This is a genomic window from Mucilaginibacter sp. L3T2-6 (assembly GCF_030519355.1).
Lineage (GTDB): Bacteria > Bacteroidota > Bacteroidia > Sphingobacteriales > Sphingobacteriaceae > Mucilaginibacter.
The window spans coordinates 73,986-91,262 of sequence record NZ_JAUMKC010000015.1 but is presented as its reverse complement, the minus strand read 5'-3'; the positions used below and the strand labels follow the sequence as shown (position 1 = coordinate 91,262).

The following is a 17,277-nucleotide window of genomic DNA, read 5'->3' as shown; positions in this document are numbered from 1 at the left end:
GATGGCGGTCAGTCATGCCTTTGACCTGCGTCATTTTATAATTACGCCGCCCTTCGGAGATTTAATGTTATGAAAAAAGAACAAAACCCGGCTCCGAAAGGTAAAAGCGGTAAGCGGACTTTTCGGTGGGCCTGGCTGTGGATATATGGCGGCATGCTGCTGTACCTTGTCCTTTCGCCACTGCTAACCGGTTCCGGCGGTGTTACCGAGATTACCTGGCAGCAATTTGCGGTAAAAATATTAAGCCGGAAAGCGGCTGCAAAACTGCAGGTGATAAATAAAGAGAGGGTTGAAGTTTACATCAAAAAGTCGTTTGCGACCGACACCGCCTTTAAGCCCGCATTCAGCCGGGCTGATGGAGGGCCACAATATATGTTTACCATTGGGTCAATAGAAGGTTTTGAACGGAACCTTGACGAAGCCGAGAAAAACATACCCATGAACGACAGAGTTCCGGTAAGCTATACTGAAGAATCGAGCTGGTGGCGGGGCATTTTAGGTTGGATACTTACTTTTGCCATTATATATTTCGTTATGGGCTTCCTTCTCCGGAGGTTCCCGGGTGAAGGCGGTAAATCTGTCTTCAGTTTTGGGCGGTCTAACGCTACACTAATCGAGAAGGAACACAGCACGGTAACCTTTGCCGACGTGGCAGGTTTGGAAGAAGCGAAGGCGGAGGTGCTGGAAATTGTTGATTTTCTGAAAAAACCGGATACATTCACCAGGCTGGGAGCTAAAATACCAAAAGGCGTGATTTTGATCGGCCCGCCCGGTACCGGGAAAACTTTACTGGCAAAAGCCGTTGCCGGGGAAGCGCAGGTACCTTTTTTCTCTATTTCAGGTTCGGCCTTTGTTGAAATGTTTGTAGGGGTTGGCGCCTCCCGTGTACGCGACCTGTTCCAGCAGGCCAAAGAAAAGGTGCCCTGTATCATATTTATTGATGAGATAGACGCAATCGGGCGGACCCGGGGCCGCGGCGCTTTCTTAAACAGCGGGAATGATGAACGGGAAAGCACTTTAAATCAATTATTGACCGAGATGGACGGCTTTGGTACCAATACCGGCGTAATAGTATTGGCCGCTACCAACCGGGCCGATATGCTGGATACAGCCCTGGTACGTCCGGGGCGGTTTGACCGGCATATTTACCTTGAATTGCCTAACAGGTCGGAGCGGGCAGCTATTTTTAGTGTTCATATGCAGGGCCTTAAACTGGATAAGACTATCGATGTAGCCTTATTAGCGGCCGAAACCCCTGGCTTTTCTGGGGCTGATATCGCTAATATCTGCAACGAAGCTGCATTAATTGCCGCCCGCAGAAAGGCAACGGCAATAGTAAAAAGCGACTTTTCAGAAGCCATTGACCGGGTTGTAGCCGGGCTGGAAAAGAAAAGCAAGATCATTTCGGCGGAAGAAAAGCGTGTTATAGCCTATCACGAGGCCGGCCACGCCGTAGTAAGCTGGCTGCTGCCGGGGGTAGATGCGTTGGTTAAAGTATCTATCGTACCGCGCGGAAAATCGTTAGGCGCAGCGTGGTATCTGCCTGAAGAAAAGCAATTACGCAATGAAAGTGCATTCCGCGATCACCTATGCGCTACGCTTGCCGGCCGGGCTGCCGAAGAACTGGTTTTCGGTGAGGTGTCTTCCGGCGCCCTTGATGATCTGGAAAAAGTAACGCAGGAAGCCTACACCATGGTTGTTTACTATGGATTCGATAAAAAGATTGGCCCCGTGAGTTATTATGATTCAACCGGGCAGCGTGAAACCGCTATTCAGAAGCCCTACAGCGATGCAACGGGCGAACTTATCGATAAGCAGATTCGCGCGCTGGTGGCAGACGCTTATTCGGCAGCAAAAGCGCTGCTGGCGGAAAACCGGGGTGCATTGGAAAAGCTGGCTGAATGCCTGTTGAAACAGGAGGTAATAGAAAAAGACCAGCTGGAAGACATCCTTGGCAAACGACCCGCACTGGAGGCCGGAAAAGTTCAATTGACAACCGTAAAACAGGAATTGTATGAACCAGCAACAGAACCCTCTGCAAATATTTGAAAAAGAAGCTCCGGGGGTAGCGAAAGCCTTTAACCATTTGGTAGACGCACTGAAAGACACAACCGGGCTTGATGCCAAAAGCAAGCAACTTGTTTATATCGGCATTAAGTCGGCCCTGAACGATCCGGCTGCGGTGTTTTACCATGTGGCAATGGCCAAGACATTGGGTGCTACACGGGATGAGATTAAAGATACCATATTGATTACCGTTACTGTATGCGGGCTAAATGGAGTAGCCGGTTGCTTGCCGGTTGCCCTTGCGGCCTTCGACAGATCCTGAAAAACGATAACGCACAACAGTTACCTGCATATTACGACGCAGAGACGTATTTAAAAAAACAGTGATGAAAAAAAATATTTTATTTATAGCCGGCTTATTCCCTTTCATGCTCTCTGCCCAGGTTACTGCGCCGCCTGCAGGTTTGAGCAATGCGGCTGCTAAAGCGCTGCCGGCTGTTGTGCAGGTGCAGTCTTTTATATCCGACAGCTTGCTTAATGTACATCCGGAGCTGGAGACACGGCTTGGTAAAAAAAACACGCATCCCGGCGCGGGGTTACCTGCCGGCAGCGCATCGGGTGTACTGGTAAGCGCGGATGGCGAGATAATGACCAATGCACATGTATTGTCCGGGGGCGACAGCCTTGTCGTTATTTTACCCGACCGCCGGGCCTTTAAGGCGATGCTGGTGGGTACTGATGATGTGGCAGACCTGGCGTTGCTGAAAATCCGGGCCATGAGCCTTCCCTTCCTGGAGTTCGGCGATCCGGGTGCGGTTAGGGTGGGCGACAGGGTACTGGCGGTAGGAAACCCGCTTGAACTGACCTCAACAGTTACCGCCGGGATATTAAGCGCCCGTTTCAGAAGTATTGATGATCCTGTAAATGCTTCGCTGGTAGACTCCTATCTGCAAACTGACGCTGCTACCAACGAGGGGATGAGCGGCAGCGCCCTGGTAGACCGCAGCGGAAAGCTCATCGGCCTCAATTCAGCCATCCTTTCTCCAACAGGTACTTTTGCAGGCTATGCCTTCGCTGTTCCGGCGGGAATCGTCAAAAAAGCATGGCAGGAGCTGGCAAAGTATGGCCGGGTACAGCATGCAGATGCAGAAATGAGTTTCAGCGACATGGATGCCGGAAAGGCAGCGCGTATTGGCATTACAAGTACAGGCGGGTTACTGATTGACAGCCTGAAAAGAAACGGAGTTGCAGCGGCATCTGGTTTGCGCAGAAACGATATCCTTGTGAAAGCTGATCAGCAACTGCTCACAAATTCCGCCCAGCTAAGGGAAATATTGGCCTTACACGCGCCCGGCGACAGGGTGCTGCTGACGATAGAACGCGGGCAAAGCGAACTTCAATTTATGGTGACATTATCCCCCGTGGACATCAACCAGGCGGCTGCCCGCCGCAGTAATCAGAACAATTGGCCGCTGATGCGAACATACCGGAAGGATTAAGCCGTTATGCAGACGGAGCGGCGACCAATAAAGGAATGTGCAGGTTGGCAGCCATTTCGAGTGCAGCTGCATGTCCCGACGTAGACATTGCGGCCAGCTGATCATATATATCGCGGCTCAAAACGAGTAAGTCTGCCGACCCGGATGCAGCAATATCATTTAGTTCGGCAGCAAGCGAATTAACAGGAATATTGATGTAAGTAAAATGGGGGGCGGTTTCTTTATCATTTCTGATTTTTCCGGTAAAGCTCAACCATAGGTTTTTACGAGTCTCATGGTCATAACTGCCTGTATCTACGTGAACTATCGTTATATCTGTCTTTAAATCGCGGGCAAGGGCCTCCAGCATATTTAAAATAGGATAGTCTTCTTTTCCCATCGTTGTAGCAAAGGCGATTTTTACAGGTGGCCGGATTGTGGCTGACGGTGGTATTAGCAATACAGGCGACGTTGCGCTCTGAAGTATGTTTTTGCCACCACTGCCGGTCCAGCCCGTATGTTGCCGGCCAGTTCCGGACGTCCCTATCACTATCATATCCGCAGATAAACATGCACCCAAATTCCCCGCCAGGCCTGGTCCGCCATGTAATAGCGTTACCTGTGGCCCTGGTGTTAAAATATTGCCGAGCTTGTTAATATCTCTTTTAAACTTTCCGGCGAGTGCTTCCAGCTGTGTATTAGCGATGGTTTCGGATGCGGGTGACCGTGCCGCATGGCAAAGCCGTATACCTGCGCTTAGCTGTTCCGCCAGCATAGCTGCATAGGCCGCTGCTTTTTCAGCAGCCGGCGAAAAGTCGGTAGGTACTATAATCAGTCTTTTCATGCTCATCAATTTGATGCGCCGTCAGTAGTGTTTGGAATGTTTGTACACCAGTCGCCTATTTGCCGCCGGGAAAGATCAGCATCGGAACATGCTGACGGTCCAAGGCCGATTTGGTTTTACTGTGTGTAAATAACCGGGTAAAGAAGGGCAGCTGATGGTGTACCATGGCTAAAATGGCGGGTCCGCTTTCGCTTAACTCCCGGTTCAAGCGGCCCACCAGGTCGTTTCCGTTTATTTCGTGGTAACTTAATCCCTGGTAGTTAAGTGCGCTTAGCTGGTCTTTAAAACCCGTCGCTTTCGCATTATCGTTGTGTTGGCCGGGAGGATTTACATGAACAACCTCAATCTGATAGTTAAACAGCCTGCCAAGTTTCATCAGGTAATGAATGGCGCTGATACCGGCATTATCAAAGTCAGTCGCGAATATGATCTTACGGGTTTGCAGCAGGTTTGTTTTTGCCGGAACCACAAGCACCGGCCGGTGGGCTTTTTTTATTACTGCCCCCGTGTCAGATCCGGGCAACGGATCATCAGGTTTATGCGCCCTTGCACCCATTACCACCAACTCAATGTCGTTATCCTCTACTATATCTGCTACTTCCATTCCAAGGTCCGAATTGGCTGAGCGTACGAATATTGATGGTTTCCATTCAGCGGGGGACATTTGCGCGGCGAGGGATTCAAGTCCATCCAACTGGGAATCCAGTTGCTTCAGGCTTCTGTGTTCCCTGCGCGAGTACCCGTGAATGTCCCAGCCGCCCCCGGCCTCATACGGCAATGCTGCATAATCTATATAAGTATTAAAAAGCAACAAATTGGCGTGTAATTTCGTGCTGAGCAATAGTGCTGCTTCGGCAGCGCAGGCTGAATTTTCTGAAAAATCGGTTAAAATAAGTATTGTTTTCATGATAGATCAAAGTTCCCGCATCCGCTGGTCAGGGAGAATGACCCGTATCAGCCTGCAGGATGACGTTCATCAGCCTGCCTGATATAATTGCCGGATATTATATCGATCTAACTTAGCCGACAGCTAAAATCTTTCTTGAAGTCTCCGGCGCGGTATGTATAGGGAACACCATTTCGAAGCAGGTCTCCAGCATTGGTTCGCTGTAAAAATGCAGGGTACCGCCCATAAGCTGTACATAGCGCTTTACCAGGTACAATCCCAGCCCTGTACCCGGAACATTGCCGGAATCATTAGCCCGGAAAAAAATTGTGAATAACTGTTTATGGTCTTTTGTAGCGATACCCACGCCATTATCTTTTACCCTGATGATGACTTGCGTATCGGTAACATTTGTTGACAAGCAGATATCGGCCTCATCCCCTGCATATTTTACAGCGTTTGACAGTAAGTTGCTTAGTGTTTTTTGAAGCAATACTTCATCAAGGCGTACCAAAGCGGCATTCCCGGCGGCTTCGTAGCGAAAATTTTGTCCCGGTGCACCCGATAAGCGCGCCTCGGCTATTGAAAACTGGCACAGCGCATCAAGATTGAAATTGGTTGCGTTTGAAATAACCTGTCCTGCGTCTAACTGTTCAAGCGACAAGAAGTCCTCCAGTATACCTTCCAGCCGGTGAACAACCTGCTTAATCTTCACCGCATGTTTGGCCGCATTTTCTGTGTCCTGCTTGCGGGCATATTTTTCTATAAGCGTAGCAGAAAGCAGGATGGAGCTTAGTGGGGTGCGGAATTCGTGTGAAGCCAACGTTATAAAGTTACTTTTTAACACATCCAATTCATGTTCCTGTTCTGCATGTAACCTCCCGTTATGTTCGCTCACAATGTTGTAAGTAAGCAGAGAGACTATTATCACTACCAGGATGACAGCCATCCCCCCGAAAAATTGCATGATTCCGGCGTCCGGCCAGCTTGAAAAGAGGTACGAAGTTACTGCGAACGCCGCCAGCAGCAAGACAGAACCTATTGCCCCGGCACAAAAAACCAAAAGGAACCGATACGGCATGCCGGGTATCCACTCCCCGGTCTGTCCGGAAATTTTCGCCGCAAATTTTTTATAGTCCATAATTATTTTAATGCCTGCAAATTAGCAGGGGATAGACGGCTAACAAATGATTGCTGACAGGCCCCAGCGAGATTTTTGTCATAAAATTTACAGATCGTGCATGACGCTTATATGAGGATGGTCATCAGCTTATGTGTCCGCGGTCATTTTTTCCGGTATAAACTCTCATAATTTTGGTTCAGGTGCGTAATTAGTCACGCGTTATTAGAAACCTCCGATGGGCATAAAAATTTTGATCATTGAAGACACCGCCGATATCCGGGAAAGTGTCGCTGAAATATTGGAACTGGCCGGTCATACAGTTTATGAGGCAGGTAATGGGAAAGAAGGGGTAGAAATGGCCCGGACATATATGCCTGATATTATACTTTGTGACATTATGATGCCCGAGCTGGATGGCTACGGCGTTTTGCACATGCTGGGAAAAACACCGGAGACTGCCCAGATTCCGTTTATTTTCCTAACCGCGAAAGCTGATAGGGTAGACCTGCGCAAGGCGATGGACATGGGAGCGGATGATTATCTGACAAAACCATTTGACGATGTAGAATTATTGAATGCCATTGAAAGCCGCATGAAAAAGAAAGAGCGGCAAAAAGAATTTTACAGTAAAAGCCTTGATGACCTGGGCCACCTGATCGCCAGGAACAACGGCCTGGCGGAACTGAAAAAGGTTATACAGGACCGTAAAAGCCGTTATTTTAAAAAAAACCAGGTAATCTATTACGAGGGCGATAAGGGCAACGGTCTTTATATTGTTTTGAGCGGACAGGTAAAAACCAGTAAGCTGGCCGAAGATGGCCGCGAGCTCATAACGGGTTTGCATGGCAGCGACCGCTACCTGGGTATACAGGCCATGCTGGCGGATGAGACCTACAGCGATACAGCAACAGCATTGGAAGACAGTCAGCTTTGCCTGATCCCGAAAGATCAGCTGGAGGAATTATTGACCCTTTACCCCGACGTTTCCCGCCAATTTATTAAGCTGCTGGCCGGCCAAATTCGCGAAAATGAAGAACAACTGCTGCAGTTGGCTTATTCATCCGTTCGCAAAAAACTTTCCGACGCGCTTTTGCGGCTTTATCGTCAGGGCGGCCCGGCAAACAATAATATTAAAATTTCCCGCGAAGACCTGGCAGCGTTGGCAGGAATGGCTACCGAAACAGTGAGCCGCACCCTATCGGATTTTAAAAGCGAAGGCCTGATAGACAAAACAGGAAGTATAATATCTGTAATTGATGCTAAACGGCTGGAGCGGATGAAAAATTAAGCTGGCTAGCATTGTTGGACTAGCGGGTATATGTGTTACCGGTTATTCACCCAGGCAGCGGGCGAGTGTTTCCAGGAGTTCCTCAGCACTAAAGGGCTTGCGGATATAGCCATTTGCACCCAGCCGCATCCCTGTTTCCATATCTTTGTTTTCTGCATTCGCCGTGAGGAAAATAAAAGGGATTGCCGACGTTGCCTGTTCGGCCTTTAACTGTTTGAATACCTCATAGCCATCGGCTACCGGCATCATAATGTCGCATAACACTACGTCAGGCAGATGTTCCCGCGCAAACTGCAGCCCGGTCTGGCCATTGGTTGCAGGCAGAACATGATAACCTTCCAGTTCCAGCAACTCAGAAGTGTTTTCACGTATATCGTCGTTGTCTTCTATCAGCAGGACTGTTCTCATCTGTGGTTTCGGTTACAAACAATAAATTAAATTTGAGCATAAATATTTAATATTCCTAATAGTTTTATTGTTTGTTTGTCTTTTCCGGTTGGGCAAAGTGCATTGTAAAGGTTGTCCCCCGGCCAGGTTCACTTTTAAAATCTATTGTACCGTGCATCAATCCCATATACCGGGCGACAATATTTAACCCGAGTCCTGTGCCCTGGATCGTTCCGGTATTTCCGGCCCGAAAAAAGGGGCTGAATAGATGCCGCTGGTCGGCTTCGGGGATACCAATACCCTGATCTGATACTGACAGCGAAAGTTGTCCATTCTTAAGCTCGGTGCTAAGACTGATCTGCGTTCCTTCCCCGGAGTACTTAATAGCATTGGATAGCAGGTTATGCATGCAATTCTTTAGCAGTTGCTGATCTAATACTACTAAAGCAGCGGGCCCCTGGTGGTGATAAACTAATTTTTGTCCCTGCCTGGCCAGTAACTGCATTTCTGCTGTTATCTCCTGGCAAAAGTCAGTAATTTCAAATTTGGCGAGCGAGGTTGTGACTTTGCCGGACTCCAGCTTTTCAAGCGAGAGAAAGTCGCCGAGGATAGCAGAAAGATCGTCGACGGAGTTCTTGATTTTGGCGATATGTTTGGATATCTGCTGATTAGAGTAAGGTTGGGCGTATTTTTCGATAAGCGACGCCGAAAGCTTGATAGAACTGAGCGGCGTACGGAACTCATGAGAAGCCATCGATACAAAACGGCTCTTCAGCTGGCCGAGTTCCCTTTCTTTATTCAGGGCCTGATCAAGCTCTTTTGTGCGCTTTTTTACTGTATCTTCTAGGTGAGTTGTGTAATTTTTAAGTTGCTCTTCCGTATGTTTTTGCTGGCTGATATCCCTCAGGATTTTTGCAGCGCCAACAATTTTTCCCTGGGCATTTAGTACAGGTGATGCGGTAACCGATATCGGCACCAGGTGTCCGCTTTTAGTTTTGCGCTTAGTCTCAAAGCGTTGTATCTTCTTACCTTTGCTTATTGCCTTTATAATTCTTTTTTCTTCAGTCAGCCTGTCGGCAGGGATGATCAGGCTTATGTGTTGCCCTATAGCCTCGCCGGCTGTGTAGCCGAACAGCTCCTCTGCTCCTTTGTTCCAACTGATAATGTGGTCGTCCATATCTTTGGTGATAATTGCATCTGCCGACGAATTAACGATGGACGCCAGCAGGAACTGCTGGCTTTCAAAATGGCGCAATGCTGTCAGATCGGTCAGCGTATGTATGGCGCCATCGTAATTCCCATGCTCATCCCGTATGGCAACAGACGAAACCAAAATGTACCGGTCTGTACCATCGGACAACCGGAACCGGAGTTCCTGCTGGTGGCTGCCCGGGCTGGCCTTAATTGCTATTGTTACAGGCTTATATTGAGCGTCGACACTGCGGCCCTCCTCGTCGAATTTTTGCAGGGACGGATACCAATCCCTACTTCCCTGAAGGGGCTTAATACCAAGTAATGAAGCGGCTGCTGTATTATATCCCACTAAGGCGTCGTCCCGGTCGCAGACATATACCGCTACCGGCAGATCTTCATAATACCGGATGTAAGACAGATGGTCGTTAGTCATAGGGAAGGACCTTACATGAGTTAATTAATAAATATACTTATTTATTAGAAACTAATAAAATAAGTATTTATTTCTTAGGAATTATAATAGATAAAGGCGCGTTAAATTGCGGGTAGCTCTAAATGATTTTTCCCCGCCGGTACTTTTTATACCCCGCTTTACGCTTTCCTGATCGGTAAAAAAAGTGGTTAAGGTCATATCCCGGGGTGATTGCGAACATAATGAGCGGCCCGGGCACTAATATCTTTGTGAGATGGATTGTTAAACATTAAGTGATAAATATTCCGGAAAATAATATGAAAGATTTGGAAAATAAAGTTGCCCTTATTACGGGAGCAGGTTCGGGCATTGGGAGGGCTATTGCAGTTTTGTACGCTTTGGAGGGCGCAAAAACAGTGGTGTCTGACATTGATGAAAAAGGCGGACAAGAGACGCTTACTTTGATTAAAAGTAAGGGCGGCGAAGCCATTTTTATAAAAGCGGATACTTCAGTTGCCGATGAAAACAGAAAATTGGTTGAGCAAACGGTCCGGCAATTTGGCGGTCTGCACATCGCCGTAAACAACGCCGGGATCGCCGGGCCTCTAAGCCCGCTCGCCGACTATCCGATCGACGGCTGGGACAGGGTGATCAGGGTGAATTTGTCCGGAGTATTTTATGGTATGCACTACCAAATTCCCGCAATGATCGCTTCCGGCGGCGGCAGCATAGTTAACATGGCCTCGATACTGGGCAAAGTGGGTACTAAGGGGTCGCCGGCGTATGTTGCAGCCAAGCATGGAGTGATCGGTTTAACCGAGGCTGCTGCACTTGAGTACGCCGGTAGCGGAATACGCATAAATGCAATCGGCCCCGGCTATATCAAAACCCCGTTATTAAACATATTGGATGATGCTACCCTGAACCAGGTAAAAGCCTTACATCCCATGGGGCGGTTAGGCGAGCCTGAAGAAGTGGCTGAACTGTCTCTTTGGCTGAACTCCGAAAAGGCGTCGTTTGTTACCGGTTCGTACTATAATGTTGACGGGGGGTATCTGGCACAATAACAGGGGGCAATGCTCAAATGGCGCAGGTTTAATATATATGGATTGTTGTTTTTCATGTCCGGCTTTATCTGAACTTTCAGTTTCCCCTGATTCGCTGGAAAAGCGACCTGGTGGTTTGCCAGCTCCAGCCCGTAAACCTGCCCCGCTGAACCACCAGCTTGTTTTGTTGCGGGTATTCCAAAAAATAATGAAATACAAAACCGGCGTCCGGATTTTGCCAGCCAATAACCTGGCCAAAGCGCAGGTCGTTAAATACCAAAGTGTCTTTCCGCAACTCGACAGTATAAAATTGCTGCGAAAACCGGAGCAGGTTTTTTAAATCGTTGCTGTACGGTTCCTTTCCGAGTAAAAATGTATTTCGGGGGAAATAACGGAGACCGAGCTGTTGCTTACGGTCAAACACGGAGCGGTAGCCAACGAAATAACCACTGTCATTACCGGCTACTATATACCATAGCCAGGTTTGTAATGGCGCCGGTGTGGTAAAGTAGCGGGTGTGCACTATGTTTTGCTTATCCAGCAGTTTCCTTACGGCGCGTTCTGTCATTACCTTGTTAGCACCACAATAAATCAGGTATAAGCAACTGATACCCAAACCCGCATAGAGCCATGCTTTTTTTCGCGTCCGGTTTTTTCCGAAGCAAAGCAGAGCAATGCATGCGCCTAATGGCCAGATGGTAAAGAACGGATCGGCCACATAGATGGTGTTAAAAGAGATCCGTGCCTGGCTGAAAGGTTCAAACCAGCCTACGCCATAATTATTAAGGGCGTCTAACCCATCGTGCAGTAAAATCATCAAACCGAAGAACAGCGCCCATTTAACCCAACGGATTGCGCGTTGGGTTTGCAGGCGCCTGACTGAAATAGCCATAGCGGGGGCGGCTGCAGCGCAGAATATAAAGGAATGTGTAATACCGCGGTGCGCCAGTAAAGCAGCCGGCGCAGGAAGCCACAGGGAGGACACAAAATCAATATCAGGAAGGCCATGCGCTAAAGCACCCCATAACAAGGCCCGCCTGCCTAATTTTTCACCGGCAAATGCCTCGCCCATACAGGCGCCAAGGGCCAGATGTGTTATCGTATCCATACAATAAAAATAACGATAAGGTGACCCTGCGCTACTGTTCCGGAACACCTGATTAGGTGATGATAATCATTTTAAAAAAGGCGTCGCCAACCGAGCTTAGTATGCAATTAAGTCCCGGTTTTTTATGAAAAATGTATTGATACTGACCGATTTTTCTGCTGGTGCAATGCGTGCGGCAGAAAACGCACTGCCTGTTGTGGCGAAACTGGGCGCCGAAATATTGTTGATAAATGTTTACCCTATAACGCCCTATATACCGCCGGTAGGGTCTGCAGTAATGCCGCAAAGCAGCGCAGCAGACAAAAGGCGTGTCAGCACCAGTCGTTTAAACAACGAGACCCGGCGGTTGCAAAAACGGCTGGCCGGTCTTAAGCTCAATGGTTATATGCCGGTAATACGGCCCATGGCGCTTGAAGGCCAGCTGGCAGAACGGGTTGCAGTATTGGCCCGGCGAAAAAAAAGTACGCTGATTATTATGGGCGTGTCCCCTAACTCGTATGGTGACCTGCTGTTCGCCGGTGACGTAAAAGCCGTTCTTCAGCAGGTTAGCTGCCCGGTTTTGGTTATTCCGGCGGAATGGACACGGCAGGAGATCCGGCATATTGTGTTTGGTACCGACCTGGCAGCAACTGATGACCGGGTGATTGATGACCTGGTAAGTATTGCTGCCCGCCTGAAAGCAAAGGTTAGTTTGAGCCATATTTCGCGGCCGGTTATTATTCCCGATTTTGCTGAAGAAACACGGGTTTCGGCGTTTACCGGTAAAATTACCGAGCGCTATCCGGGCATCGGCTGGCTGACAGCACGTGAGCACAACGTGATTGACGCGCTCGAAAAAATCGGCGAAGAGAAACACGCGGATGTTATCGCACTGCGCTACCAGAAACATGCTTTCTGGTACCACTTATTTAATGAAAACCCATTGAAGGAAGCCATTCAGCGGGCCAAAACACCTTTGCTGATCTTCCCCGAAATCCCCCGCCGTCATGAATAATTTTGCCACACGCACACTCACCGGTGCAGGATTGGTGATCCTGATTGTGACTGCCATTTGGGTTGGCCCATACAGTTTTACCGGGCTGATATTATTGATTAATATGCTTAGCCTGATGGAGTTTTACCGTTTGTTGGAAGTCCCTGGTAACAGGCCCTCGAAAAGGGCCGGGGCCATTTTGTCTTCGGCGCTTATTATTTGCTGCATGATCGTATCGGCCAGCCCCCGGAGCTGGAGATTGTTGCTGCTGCTTATACCGGCAATGTACGGCATTTTTATAGCCGTCCTTTATGGCCCCGCAAAAAAGCCTTTTCCGGACCTGGCTATCACGTTTTTGGGGCTTATCTGTATATCGCTGCCGGCCTGTTTTTTTGTGGCCCTGCCTTTTTTGTGGCCCCCCGCAGGTAGCTATCGTTTTGAAGTCCCCTTCGCGGTGTTTCTGCTTTTGTGGACAAACGATACTACCGCTTACCTGTTTGGCAGCCGGTTTGGCAAGCATAAGCTATTTCTGAAAATATCTCCAGGCAAAACCTGGGAAGGGAGTTTTGCCGGCGCGGCAGCAAGTTTAGGCATGGCGTACATACTCTCCTTGTGTTTCCCGGTTTTAAACCTTATGGAATGGGAGGGATTGACCCTTATTATAGTTGTAACCGGAACCTATGGCGACCTGGTTAAATCATTATTAAAAAGAAGTACAGGCGTAAAAGATTCCGGAACGATTCTGCCCGGCCATGGCGGCATGCTCGACCGTTTCGATAGCTGGTTCGGGTCGGCGCCCTTTGCTTTCATTTACTTAAAGCTATTAAAATCATGAATACGAAAGTTTACCGGCTGGTGAATATACTCACCTATTACAGGCTGGCGGCAGCCCCGCTATTGCTTTGGCTGCTGATTGATGAACAACCCGGCCTTTTTAAATGGTTGCTTGCCTTTAGCTTTCTTACAGATGCTATTGATGGATTTTTGGCACGCAAATTCAAAGTAACAAGCGTACTGGGTGCACGATTGGATTCTGTTGCCGACGATTTGACCATTGCCGTAGCAATTTTGGGGATAGTGCTTTACAGACCTGACTTTTTACGTACCGAATGGGTTCTTGTTGCTGTAATTGTCTTTTTATACATAACGCAAAATAGTCTCGCACTCATCCGGTACCGCAAACTAACAAGTTTTCATACCTATACGGCTAAAATAGCGGCTGTTTTCCAGGCCGGTTTCCTGCTGTTGTTTTACTTCTCTCCAGGACCCATGGAAAGTGTATTTTATTTTGCTGCGGCACTCACTATCGCCGATCTGGCGGAAGAAATCGCCCTTACACTTTTACTGCCAACCTGGGAAGCCGATGTGAAAGGTTTATTCTGGATGCTTAAGCGCAAACAGCGCGTGTAAACCCTAAGTGTAAACCCATGAGCAACTTGTTGATTAACAGGCGCTTGTTAATGGATGCAATTTTAATGTATTGATAATTAGCATGTTCCGCTCTGTTCCGCGCGTTCCGCAAAAAATGGAACGCAAACAAATGCCACTCCGCGATGACAAACCAAGCCGTTTATACGCAACGAACGGACAACGGTTCTTTTACTTAACCTGATAACAGGCACATATTCGCGATGTATTCAAAAAACCTGATTCCTGAAGACAAAATGAAAGACGATAAAAATAATGGCCAAAATTAATGCCACGAGGACGAAGAAAGGATACGGGTTGATCTTACCCTGCTCAGTTCTTGTTTTTAATAGCTTTTTCATTTTGTATGTTAAATTATGTCTTTGTAAACCGGTAGCAGTATGTAGCTGCGCGAAACCTGGCCGGTTATTCGTTTTCAAGAATTTTTTTCCTTTCGTGATACTCCTCTTTTGTTATTTCGCCGGAGGCGAAGCGTTTCTTCAGAATATCCAATGGTGAGTCTCTCCGTTTGCGCTGGCCGGGAACGTCATAAGGTGTGACGAAAATCCAAATCAATACTATAATCCATAATATCCACCAGATAAGGTGCATACCCCAGAAGTGGTAACCGCGATAAAAGTAAAACATAACCTGTATTTTTAATGAGATAACATTGTTTATGGTTTAAAGCCGGGAGGAAAAATCAGCACTGCCAATTGCTTGCCTGCTATTATCGCCTCGGATTCGCTATGCCCGAAAATTCTTGAAATGAAAGAATGATGACCGTGTGTTATCGCCAATACGTCGGAATTGTTTTCCCTGCAATATTGCTGCAGCGCCTGCTGAACATCGCCGAATACCTGGATGTAATTTACCTGGTTCTGCGCCAGGTACTTCCGGAAGGCCACCTCGCTGCTAACGTCGGTGACAACCTCGCCCTGTTTTATAACATGCATCACGTCCAGCTGAAAGCCGGGGAGATTGGACAATCCAAGCAGGAACTTCACCGCCGCTATATCAGCCTCGCCGAAATCAGAGGCGAAAACAAATTTCTTTGGAATATCCCAGTTCACCGCGGCAGGAATAATCAACACGGGTTTAACGGCCTTCCGGATAACGGCGGCAGTATCGCTACCGGTCAGCAAGTGTTCCATAGCGCCGCCGGAACGACCGCCCATTATAATCATTTCGATTTCGGGATCAGCACTGAGCTTTTCGATCACGTCACTTATGCTACCATCCCCGTTTGTGTTTTCGATGTCCGGAACAGCATAAGAACTGTTCCCTGCCAATTTTTCCAGCCGCTCGGCCTCCTGCTGTAAATGCTCCCGGCTGTTTTCAAAAAGTACGCCAGCGGTTTCAGCCACATAAGGGTCATCGCTGTCACCGGGAATTAATGGAACAGATTGCAGTGTATGATATAAAAGTATGCGGAGTCCCAGGGCGGCTGAAAGCCGTAACGCCGCCTCGGCCGCATGGGCTGCATTAGGCGTAAAGTCCGTTAAAACAAGTATTTTTTTCATCTATAGTCTTTTAATAAATACTGTCCGGCAATTCAATTAATTTCCCGCCTGTCTTTCGCCATCCTTCCGGCAGAATCAAAATTACCCTGCGGTGCAGGTTAAAATAATGACAGCCGGCATCGCCGGGATTGACCTTAAGCATTTTGCTGCCTCGTCAGTATTACGGCACAATTAAAAACCCTTTTGAAGCAAGCGACGCGTCTCCTGAGTCAAGTTAGAGGCTATATCGCGCTTATAAATGATGGTGATGAGCGTCAATAAAGCAGATGACCACTATCATGGCGCACCCGGGCTTTACTACGGTGATTTGTAGTAGTTATTTACATCAAAAATATCATGAAAACAGACATTGAAATCCAAAAAAACGTAATGGATGAATTGAAATGGCAGCCATTTTTAAATTCATCCGAAATTGGGGTTGCGGTTAAGAATGGCATTGTGACCTTGTCGGGAATTGTTGATTCCTTTTCGAAGAAACTGAGCGCCGAAAGGGCGGCCAAAAAAGTAGCGGGCGTAAGGGCAATTGCAGAAGATATTCAGATCGGCGTATCGCCTGCTTACTGGAGAACAGATGCCGAAATAGCCGAAGCGGTACTAAATGCCTTAAAATGGCACTCGGCCGTTCCTGACGAAAAGATCAAAATAAAGGTTGAAGACGGTAATGTAACCCTGGAAGGTGAACTGGAGTGGGAATATCAGCGTGTTAACGCCCGCACAGCAATCCAAAACCTCTCCGGCGTGCGTTCGGTGATCAACCTGATCACAGTCAAGCCCAGGTTGAGCGCATTTGAGCTGGAGCAAAAAATCTCGGCGGCTTTTCGCAGAAATGCCACTGTTGATGCCAGCAAAGTAAACGTTAGTACCGTGGGTAGCAAGGTTATTTTAACCGGCAAGGTACGATCGCTTATTGAGAGCGAAGACGCAGAAGACGTAGCCTGGGCTGCACCCGGGGTCTATAATGTAGAAAACAAACTGACAGTTGAGGAACCGGAATTGGTTTATTGATCATCCTAATACTTACGACAATGAAAAAGTTAAAATTATTGGCAATGCTGGTAGTGTTAGTAGCCGGCTTTGCAGTGCGTTCATCAGCGCAGATCATACTTTCTGAAGTGAAAATTCTGGCATCTAACTATAAATACCTGAATGCGACGGATAATAAGGAAACTGCCCAGCCGGTAAAGCTGCTGCAGTATAAAACAGCTGCTTACGACGTTAAAAAGTCTGAATTTTACGATGACGACTACGACGGCTATTATATAACCTTTTATATACCCGACGGCAAAATACTGGCCGCTTATGATAAAGACGGTAAGTTACTCCGCACCGCAGAAAAATTCAAAAACATCAAGTTGCCCCAGGCCGTAAGGACTGCTTTAGTTCAGCGGTTCCCGAACTGGCAAATGACCCAGAATACCTACCAGGTATATTATTACGATGGTAAAGATAACGCCGAAAAGACATTTAAGATACTGCTGGAGAACGGAGATAAGAGGATGAGGGTAAGATTGAATGAAAAAGGAGAATTTATATAATTCTCACCCGCCATATCTTTCACAATGACCGGAAGCTTACGTGAAGTCTTTTACGGAAGCTTCCTT

The 17,277-nt window shown here is 47.8% G+C and carries 18 protein-coding genes; 10 read left to right on the top strand and 8 right to left on the bottom strand.

The window, feature by feature from the left end; all coding sequences use genetic code 11:
• The first annotated feature begins 69 nt into the window (after positions 1-69).
• From ftsH to Q3W13_RS16720, 3 genes are all read left to right on the top strand, one after another.
• Positions 70-2,049: an ATP-dependent zinc metalloprotease FtsH gene (gene ftsH / locus Q3W13_RS16730; protein ID WP_302865681.1), complete on the top strand. Its 1,980-nt coding sequence runs from the start codon at positions 70-72 to the stop codon at positions 2,047-2,049.
• Entirely contained in the window at positions 2,015-2,329 is a 315-nt protein-coding gene (locus Q3W13_RS16725) for a carboxymuconolactone decarboxylase family protein (RefSeq protein ID WP_302865679.1), read from the top strand. The genes ftsH and Q3W13_RS16725 overlap by 35 nt, the downstream gene beginning before the upstream one ends.
• Before the next feature lie 64 nt (positions 2,330-2,393).
• A complete protein-coding gene (locus tag Q3W13_RS16720; RefSeq protein ID WP_302865677.1) occupies positions 2,394-3,506 on the top strand; it encodes a S1C family serine protease in 1,113 nt (370 codons plus the stop codon).
• Positions 3,507-3,510: 4 nt separating this feature from the next.
• Here Q3W13_RS16720 and Q3W13_RS16715 read toward each other — a convergent pair whose 3' ends face one another.
• The 3 genes from Q3W13_RS16715 to Q3W13_RS16705 form a co-directional block, all read right to left on the bottom strand.
• Positions 3,511-4,329 carry a universal stress protein gene (locus tag Q3W13_RS16715; protein WP_302865675.1) on the bottom strand — a complete coding sequence of 273 codons (819 nt, stop codon included), beginning with the start codon at positions 4,327-4,329 and terminating at the stop codon, positions 3,511-3,513.
• Between the two features lie 55 nt (positions 4,330-4,384).
• Entirely contained in the window at positions 4,385-5,236 is an 852-nt protein-coding gene (locus Q3W13_RS16710; protein ID WP_302865674.1) for a universal stress protein, read from the bottom strand.
• Positions 5,237-5,348: 112 nt separating this feature from the next.
• On the bottom strand, positions 5,349-6,356 hold the full coding sequence (locus Q3W13_RS16705) for a sensor histidine kinase KdpD (RefSeq protein ID WP_302865672.1): 1,008 nt from the start codon (positions 6,354-6,356) through the stop codon (positions 5,349-5,351).
• 217 nt (positions 6,357-6,573) lie between these two features.
• Between Q3W13_RS16705 and Q3W13_RS16700 the strand changes: the two genes are divergently transcribed.
• A complete protein-coding gene (locus Q3W13_RS16700; RefSeq protein ID WP_302865671.1) occupies positions 6,574-7,626 on the top strand; it encodes a response regulator in 1,053 nt (350 codons plus the stop codon).
• Between the two features lie 42 nt (positions 7,627-7,668).
• Here the strand turns inward: Q3W13_RS16700 and Q3W13_RS16695 are convergent, their stop codons facing one another.
• Positions 7,669-8,034 (bottom strand): response regulator, encoded by a 366-nt coding sequence (locus tag Q3W13_RS16695; protein ID WP_302865668.1) that lies wholly within the window; start codon positions 8,032-8,034, stop codon positions 7,669-7,671.
• Between the two features lie 64 nt (positions 8,035-8,098).
• Positions 8,099-9,640, bottom strand: coding sequence for a PAS domain S-box protein (locus tag Q3W13_RS16690; protein ID WP_302865666.1), 1,542 nt, complete (start codon positions 9,638-9,640; stop codon positions 8,099-8,101).
• A 296-nt stretch (positions 9,641-9,936) separates the two neighbouring features.
• Here Q3W13_RS16690 and Q3W13_RS16685 point away from each other — a divergent pair, with 296 nt between their 5' ends.
• Positions 9,937-10,686, top strand: a complete 750-nt coding sequence (locus tag Q3W13_RS16685; RefSeq protein WP_302865665.1) for an SDR family NAD(P)-dependent oxidoreductase — start codon at positions 9,937-9,939, stop codon at positions 10,684-10,686.
• A gap of 76 nt (positions 10,687-10,762) precedes the next feature.
• Here Q3W13_RS16685 and Q3W13_RS16680 read toward each other — a convergent pair whose 3' ends face one another.
• Positions 10,763-11,773 (bottom strand): metal-dependent hydrolase, encoded by a 1,011-nt coding sequence (locus Q3W13_RS16680; RefSeq protein ID WP_302865664.1) that lies wholly within the window; start codon positions 11,771-11,773, stop codon positions 10,763-10,765.
• Positions 11,774-11,897: 124 nt separating this feature from the next.
• On the opposite strand from Q3W13_RS16680, the gene Q3W13_RS16675 reads away from it, so the two are divergent.
• From Q3W13_RS16675 to Q3W13_RS16665, 3 genes are read left to right on the top strand one after another with little or no spacing between them, the layout of a single operon-like run.
• Positions 11,898-12,767, top strand: a complete 870-nt coding sequence (locus Q3W13_RS16675; protein WP_302865663.1) for a universal stress protein — start codon at positions 11,898-11,900, stop codon at positions 12,765-12,767.
• A complete protein-coding gene (locus Q3W13_RS16670) occupies positions 12,760-13,581 on the top strand; it encodes a phosphatidate cytidylyltransferase (protein ID WP_302865661.1) in 822 nt (273 codons plus the stop codon). Before Q3W13_RS16675 ends, Q3W13_RS16670 begins: the two co-directional genes overlap by 8 nt.
• Positions 13,578-14,156, top strand: a complete 579-nt coding sequence (locus Q3W13_RS16665; RefSeq protein ID WP_302865659.1) for a CDP-alcohol phosphatidyltransferase family protein — start codon at positions 13,578-13,580, stop codon at positions 14,154-14,156. The genes Q3W13_RS16670 and Q3W13_RS16665 overlap by 4 nt, the downstream gene beginning before the upstream one ends.
• 423 nt (positions 14,157-14,579) lie before the next feature.
• Here the strand turns inward: Q3W13_RS16665 and Q3W13_RS16660 are convergent, their stop codons facing one another.
• Positions 14,580-14,801, bottom strand: a complete 222-nt coding sequence (locus Q3W13_RS16660; RefSeq protein ID WP_302865655.1) for an SHOCT domain-containing protein — start codon at positions 14,799-14,801, stop codon at positions 14,580-14,582.
• A gap of 29 nt (positions 14,802-14,830) precedes the next feature.
• Positions 14,831-15,676 (bottom strand): universal stress protein, encoded by an 846-nt coding sequence (locus Q3W13_RS16655; RefSeq protein WP_302865654.1) that lies wholly within the window; start codon positions 15,674-15,676, stop codon positions 14,831-14,833.
• 336 nt (positions 15,677-16,012) lie between these two features.
• Here Q3W13_RS16655 and Q3W13_RS16650 point away from each other — a divergent pair, with 336 nt between their 5' ends.
• Positions 16,013-16,681 (top strand): BON domain-containing protein, encoded by a 669-nt coding sequence (locus Q3W13_RS16650; protein ID WP_302865650.1) that lies wholly within the window; start codon positions 16,013-16,015, stop codon positions 16,679-16,681.
• Positions 16,682-16,701: 20 nt separating this feature from the next.
• A complete protein-coding gene (locus Q3W13_RS16645) occupies positions 16,702-17,211 on the top strand; it encodes a hypothetical protein (protein WP_302865649.1) in 510 nt (169 codons plus the stop codon).
• The last annotated feature ends 66 nt before the right edge of the window (positions 17,212-17,277 follow it).

What these genes read in the sequence shown, in the direction of transcription:
- ftsH (WP_302865681.1), top strand. Translation starts at nt 70, where the DNA reads ATGAAAAAAGAACAAAACCCGGCTCCGAAAGGTAAAAGCGGTAAGCGG.
- Q3W13_RS16725 (WP_302865679.1), top strand. Translation starts at nt 2,015, where the DNA reads ATGAACCAGCAACAGAACCCTCTGCAAATATTTGAAAAAGAAGCTCCG.
- Q3W13_RS16720 (WP_302865677.1), top strand. Translation starts at nt 2,394, where the DNA reads ATGAAAAAAAATATTTTATTTATAGCCGGCTTATTCCCTTTCATGCTC.
- Q3W13_RS16715 (WP_302865675.1), bottom strand. Translation starts at nt 4,329, where the DNA reads ATGAAAAGACTGATTATAGTACCTACCGACTTTTCGCCGGCTGCTGAA.
- Q3W13_RS16710 (WP_302865674.1), bottom strand. Translation starts at nt 5,236, where the DNA reads ATGAAAACAATACTTATTTTAACCGATTTTTCAGAAAATTCAGCCTGC.
- Q3W13_RS16705 (WP_302865672.1), bottom strand. Translation starts at nt 6,356, where the DNA reads ATGGACTATAAAAAATTTGCGGCGAAAATTTCCGGACAGACCGGGGAG.
- Q3W13_RS16700 (WP_302865671.1), top strand. Translation starts at nt 6,574, where the DNA reads ATGGGCATAAAAATTTTGATCATTGAAGACACCGCCGATATCCGGGAA.
- Q3W13_RS16695 (WP_302865668.1), bottom strand. Translation starts at nt 8,034, where the DNA reads ATGAGAACAGTCCTGCTGATAGAAGACAACGACGATATACGTGAAAAC.
- Q3W13_RS16690 (WP_302865666.1), bottom strand. Translation starts at nt 9,640, where the DNA reads ATGACTAACGACCATCTGTCTTACATCCGGTATTATGAAGATCTGCCG.
- Q3W13_RS16685 (WP_302865665.1), top strand. Translation starts at nt 9,937, where the DNA reads ATGAAAGATTTGGAAAATAAAGTTGCCCTTATTACGGGAGCAGGTTCG.
- Q3W13_RS16680 (WP_302865664.1), bottom strand. Translation starts at nt 11,773, where the DNA reads ATGGATACGATAACACATCTGGCCCTTGGCGCCTGTATGGGCGAGGCA.
- Q3W13_RS16675 (WP_302865663.1), top strand. Translation starts at nt 11,898, where the DNA reads ATGAAAAATGTATTGATACTGACCGATTTTTCTGCTGGTGCAATGCGT.
- Q3W13_RS16670 (WP_302865661.1), top strand. Translation starts at nt 12,760, where the DNA reads ATGAATAATTTTGCCACACGCACACTCACCGGTGCAGGATTGGTGATC.
- Q3W13_RS16665 (WP_302865659.1), top strand. Translation starts at nt 13,578, where the DNA reads ATGAATACGAAAGTTTACCGGCTGGTGAATATACTCACCTATTACAGG.
- Q3W13_RS16660 (WP_302865655.1), bottom strand. Translation starts at nt 14,801, where the DNA reads ATGTTTTACTTTTATCGCGGTTACCACTTCTGGGGTATGCACCTTATC.
- Q3W13_RS16655 (WP_302865654.1), bottom strand. Translation starts at nt 15,676, where the DNA reads ATGAAAAAAATACTTGTTTTAACGGACTTTACGCCTAATGCAGCCCAT.
- Q3W13_RS16650 (WP_302865650.1), top strand. Translation starts at nt 16,013, where the DNA reads ATGAAAACAGACATTGAAATCCAAAAAAACGTAATGGATGAATTGAAA.
- Q3W13_RS16645 (WP_302865649.1), top strand. Translation starts at nt 16,702, where the DNA reads ATGAAAAAGTTAAAATTATTGGCAATGCTGGTAGTGTTAGTAGCCGGC.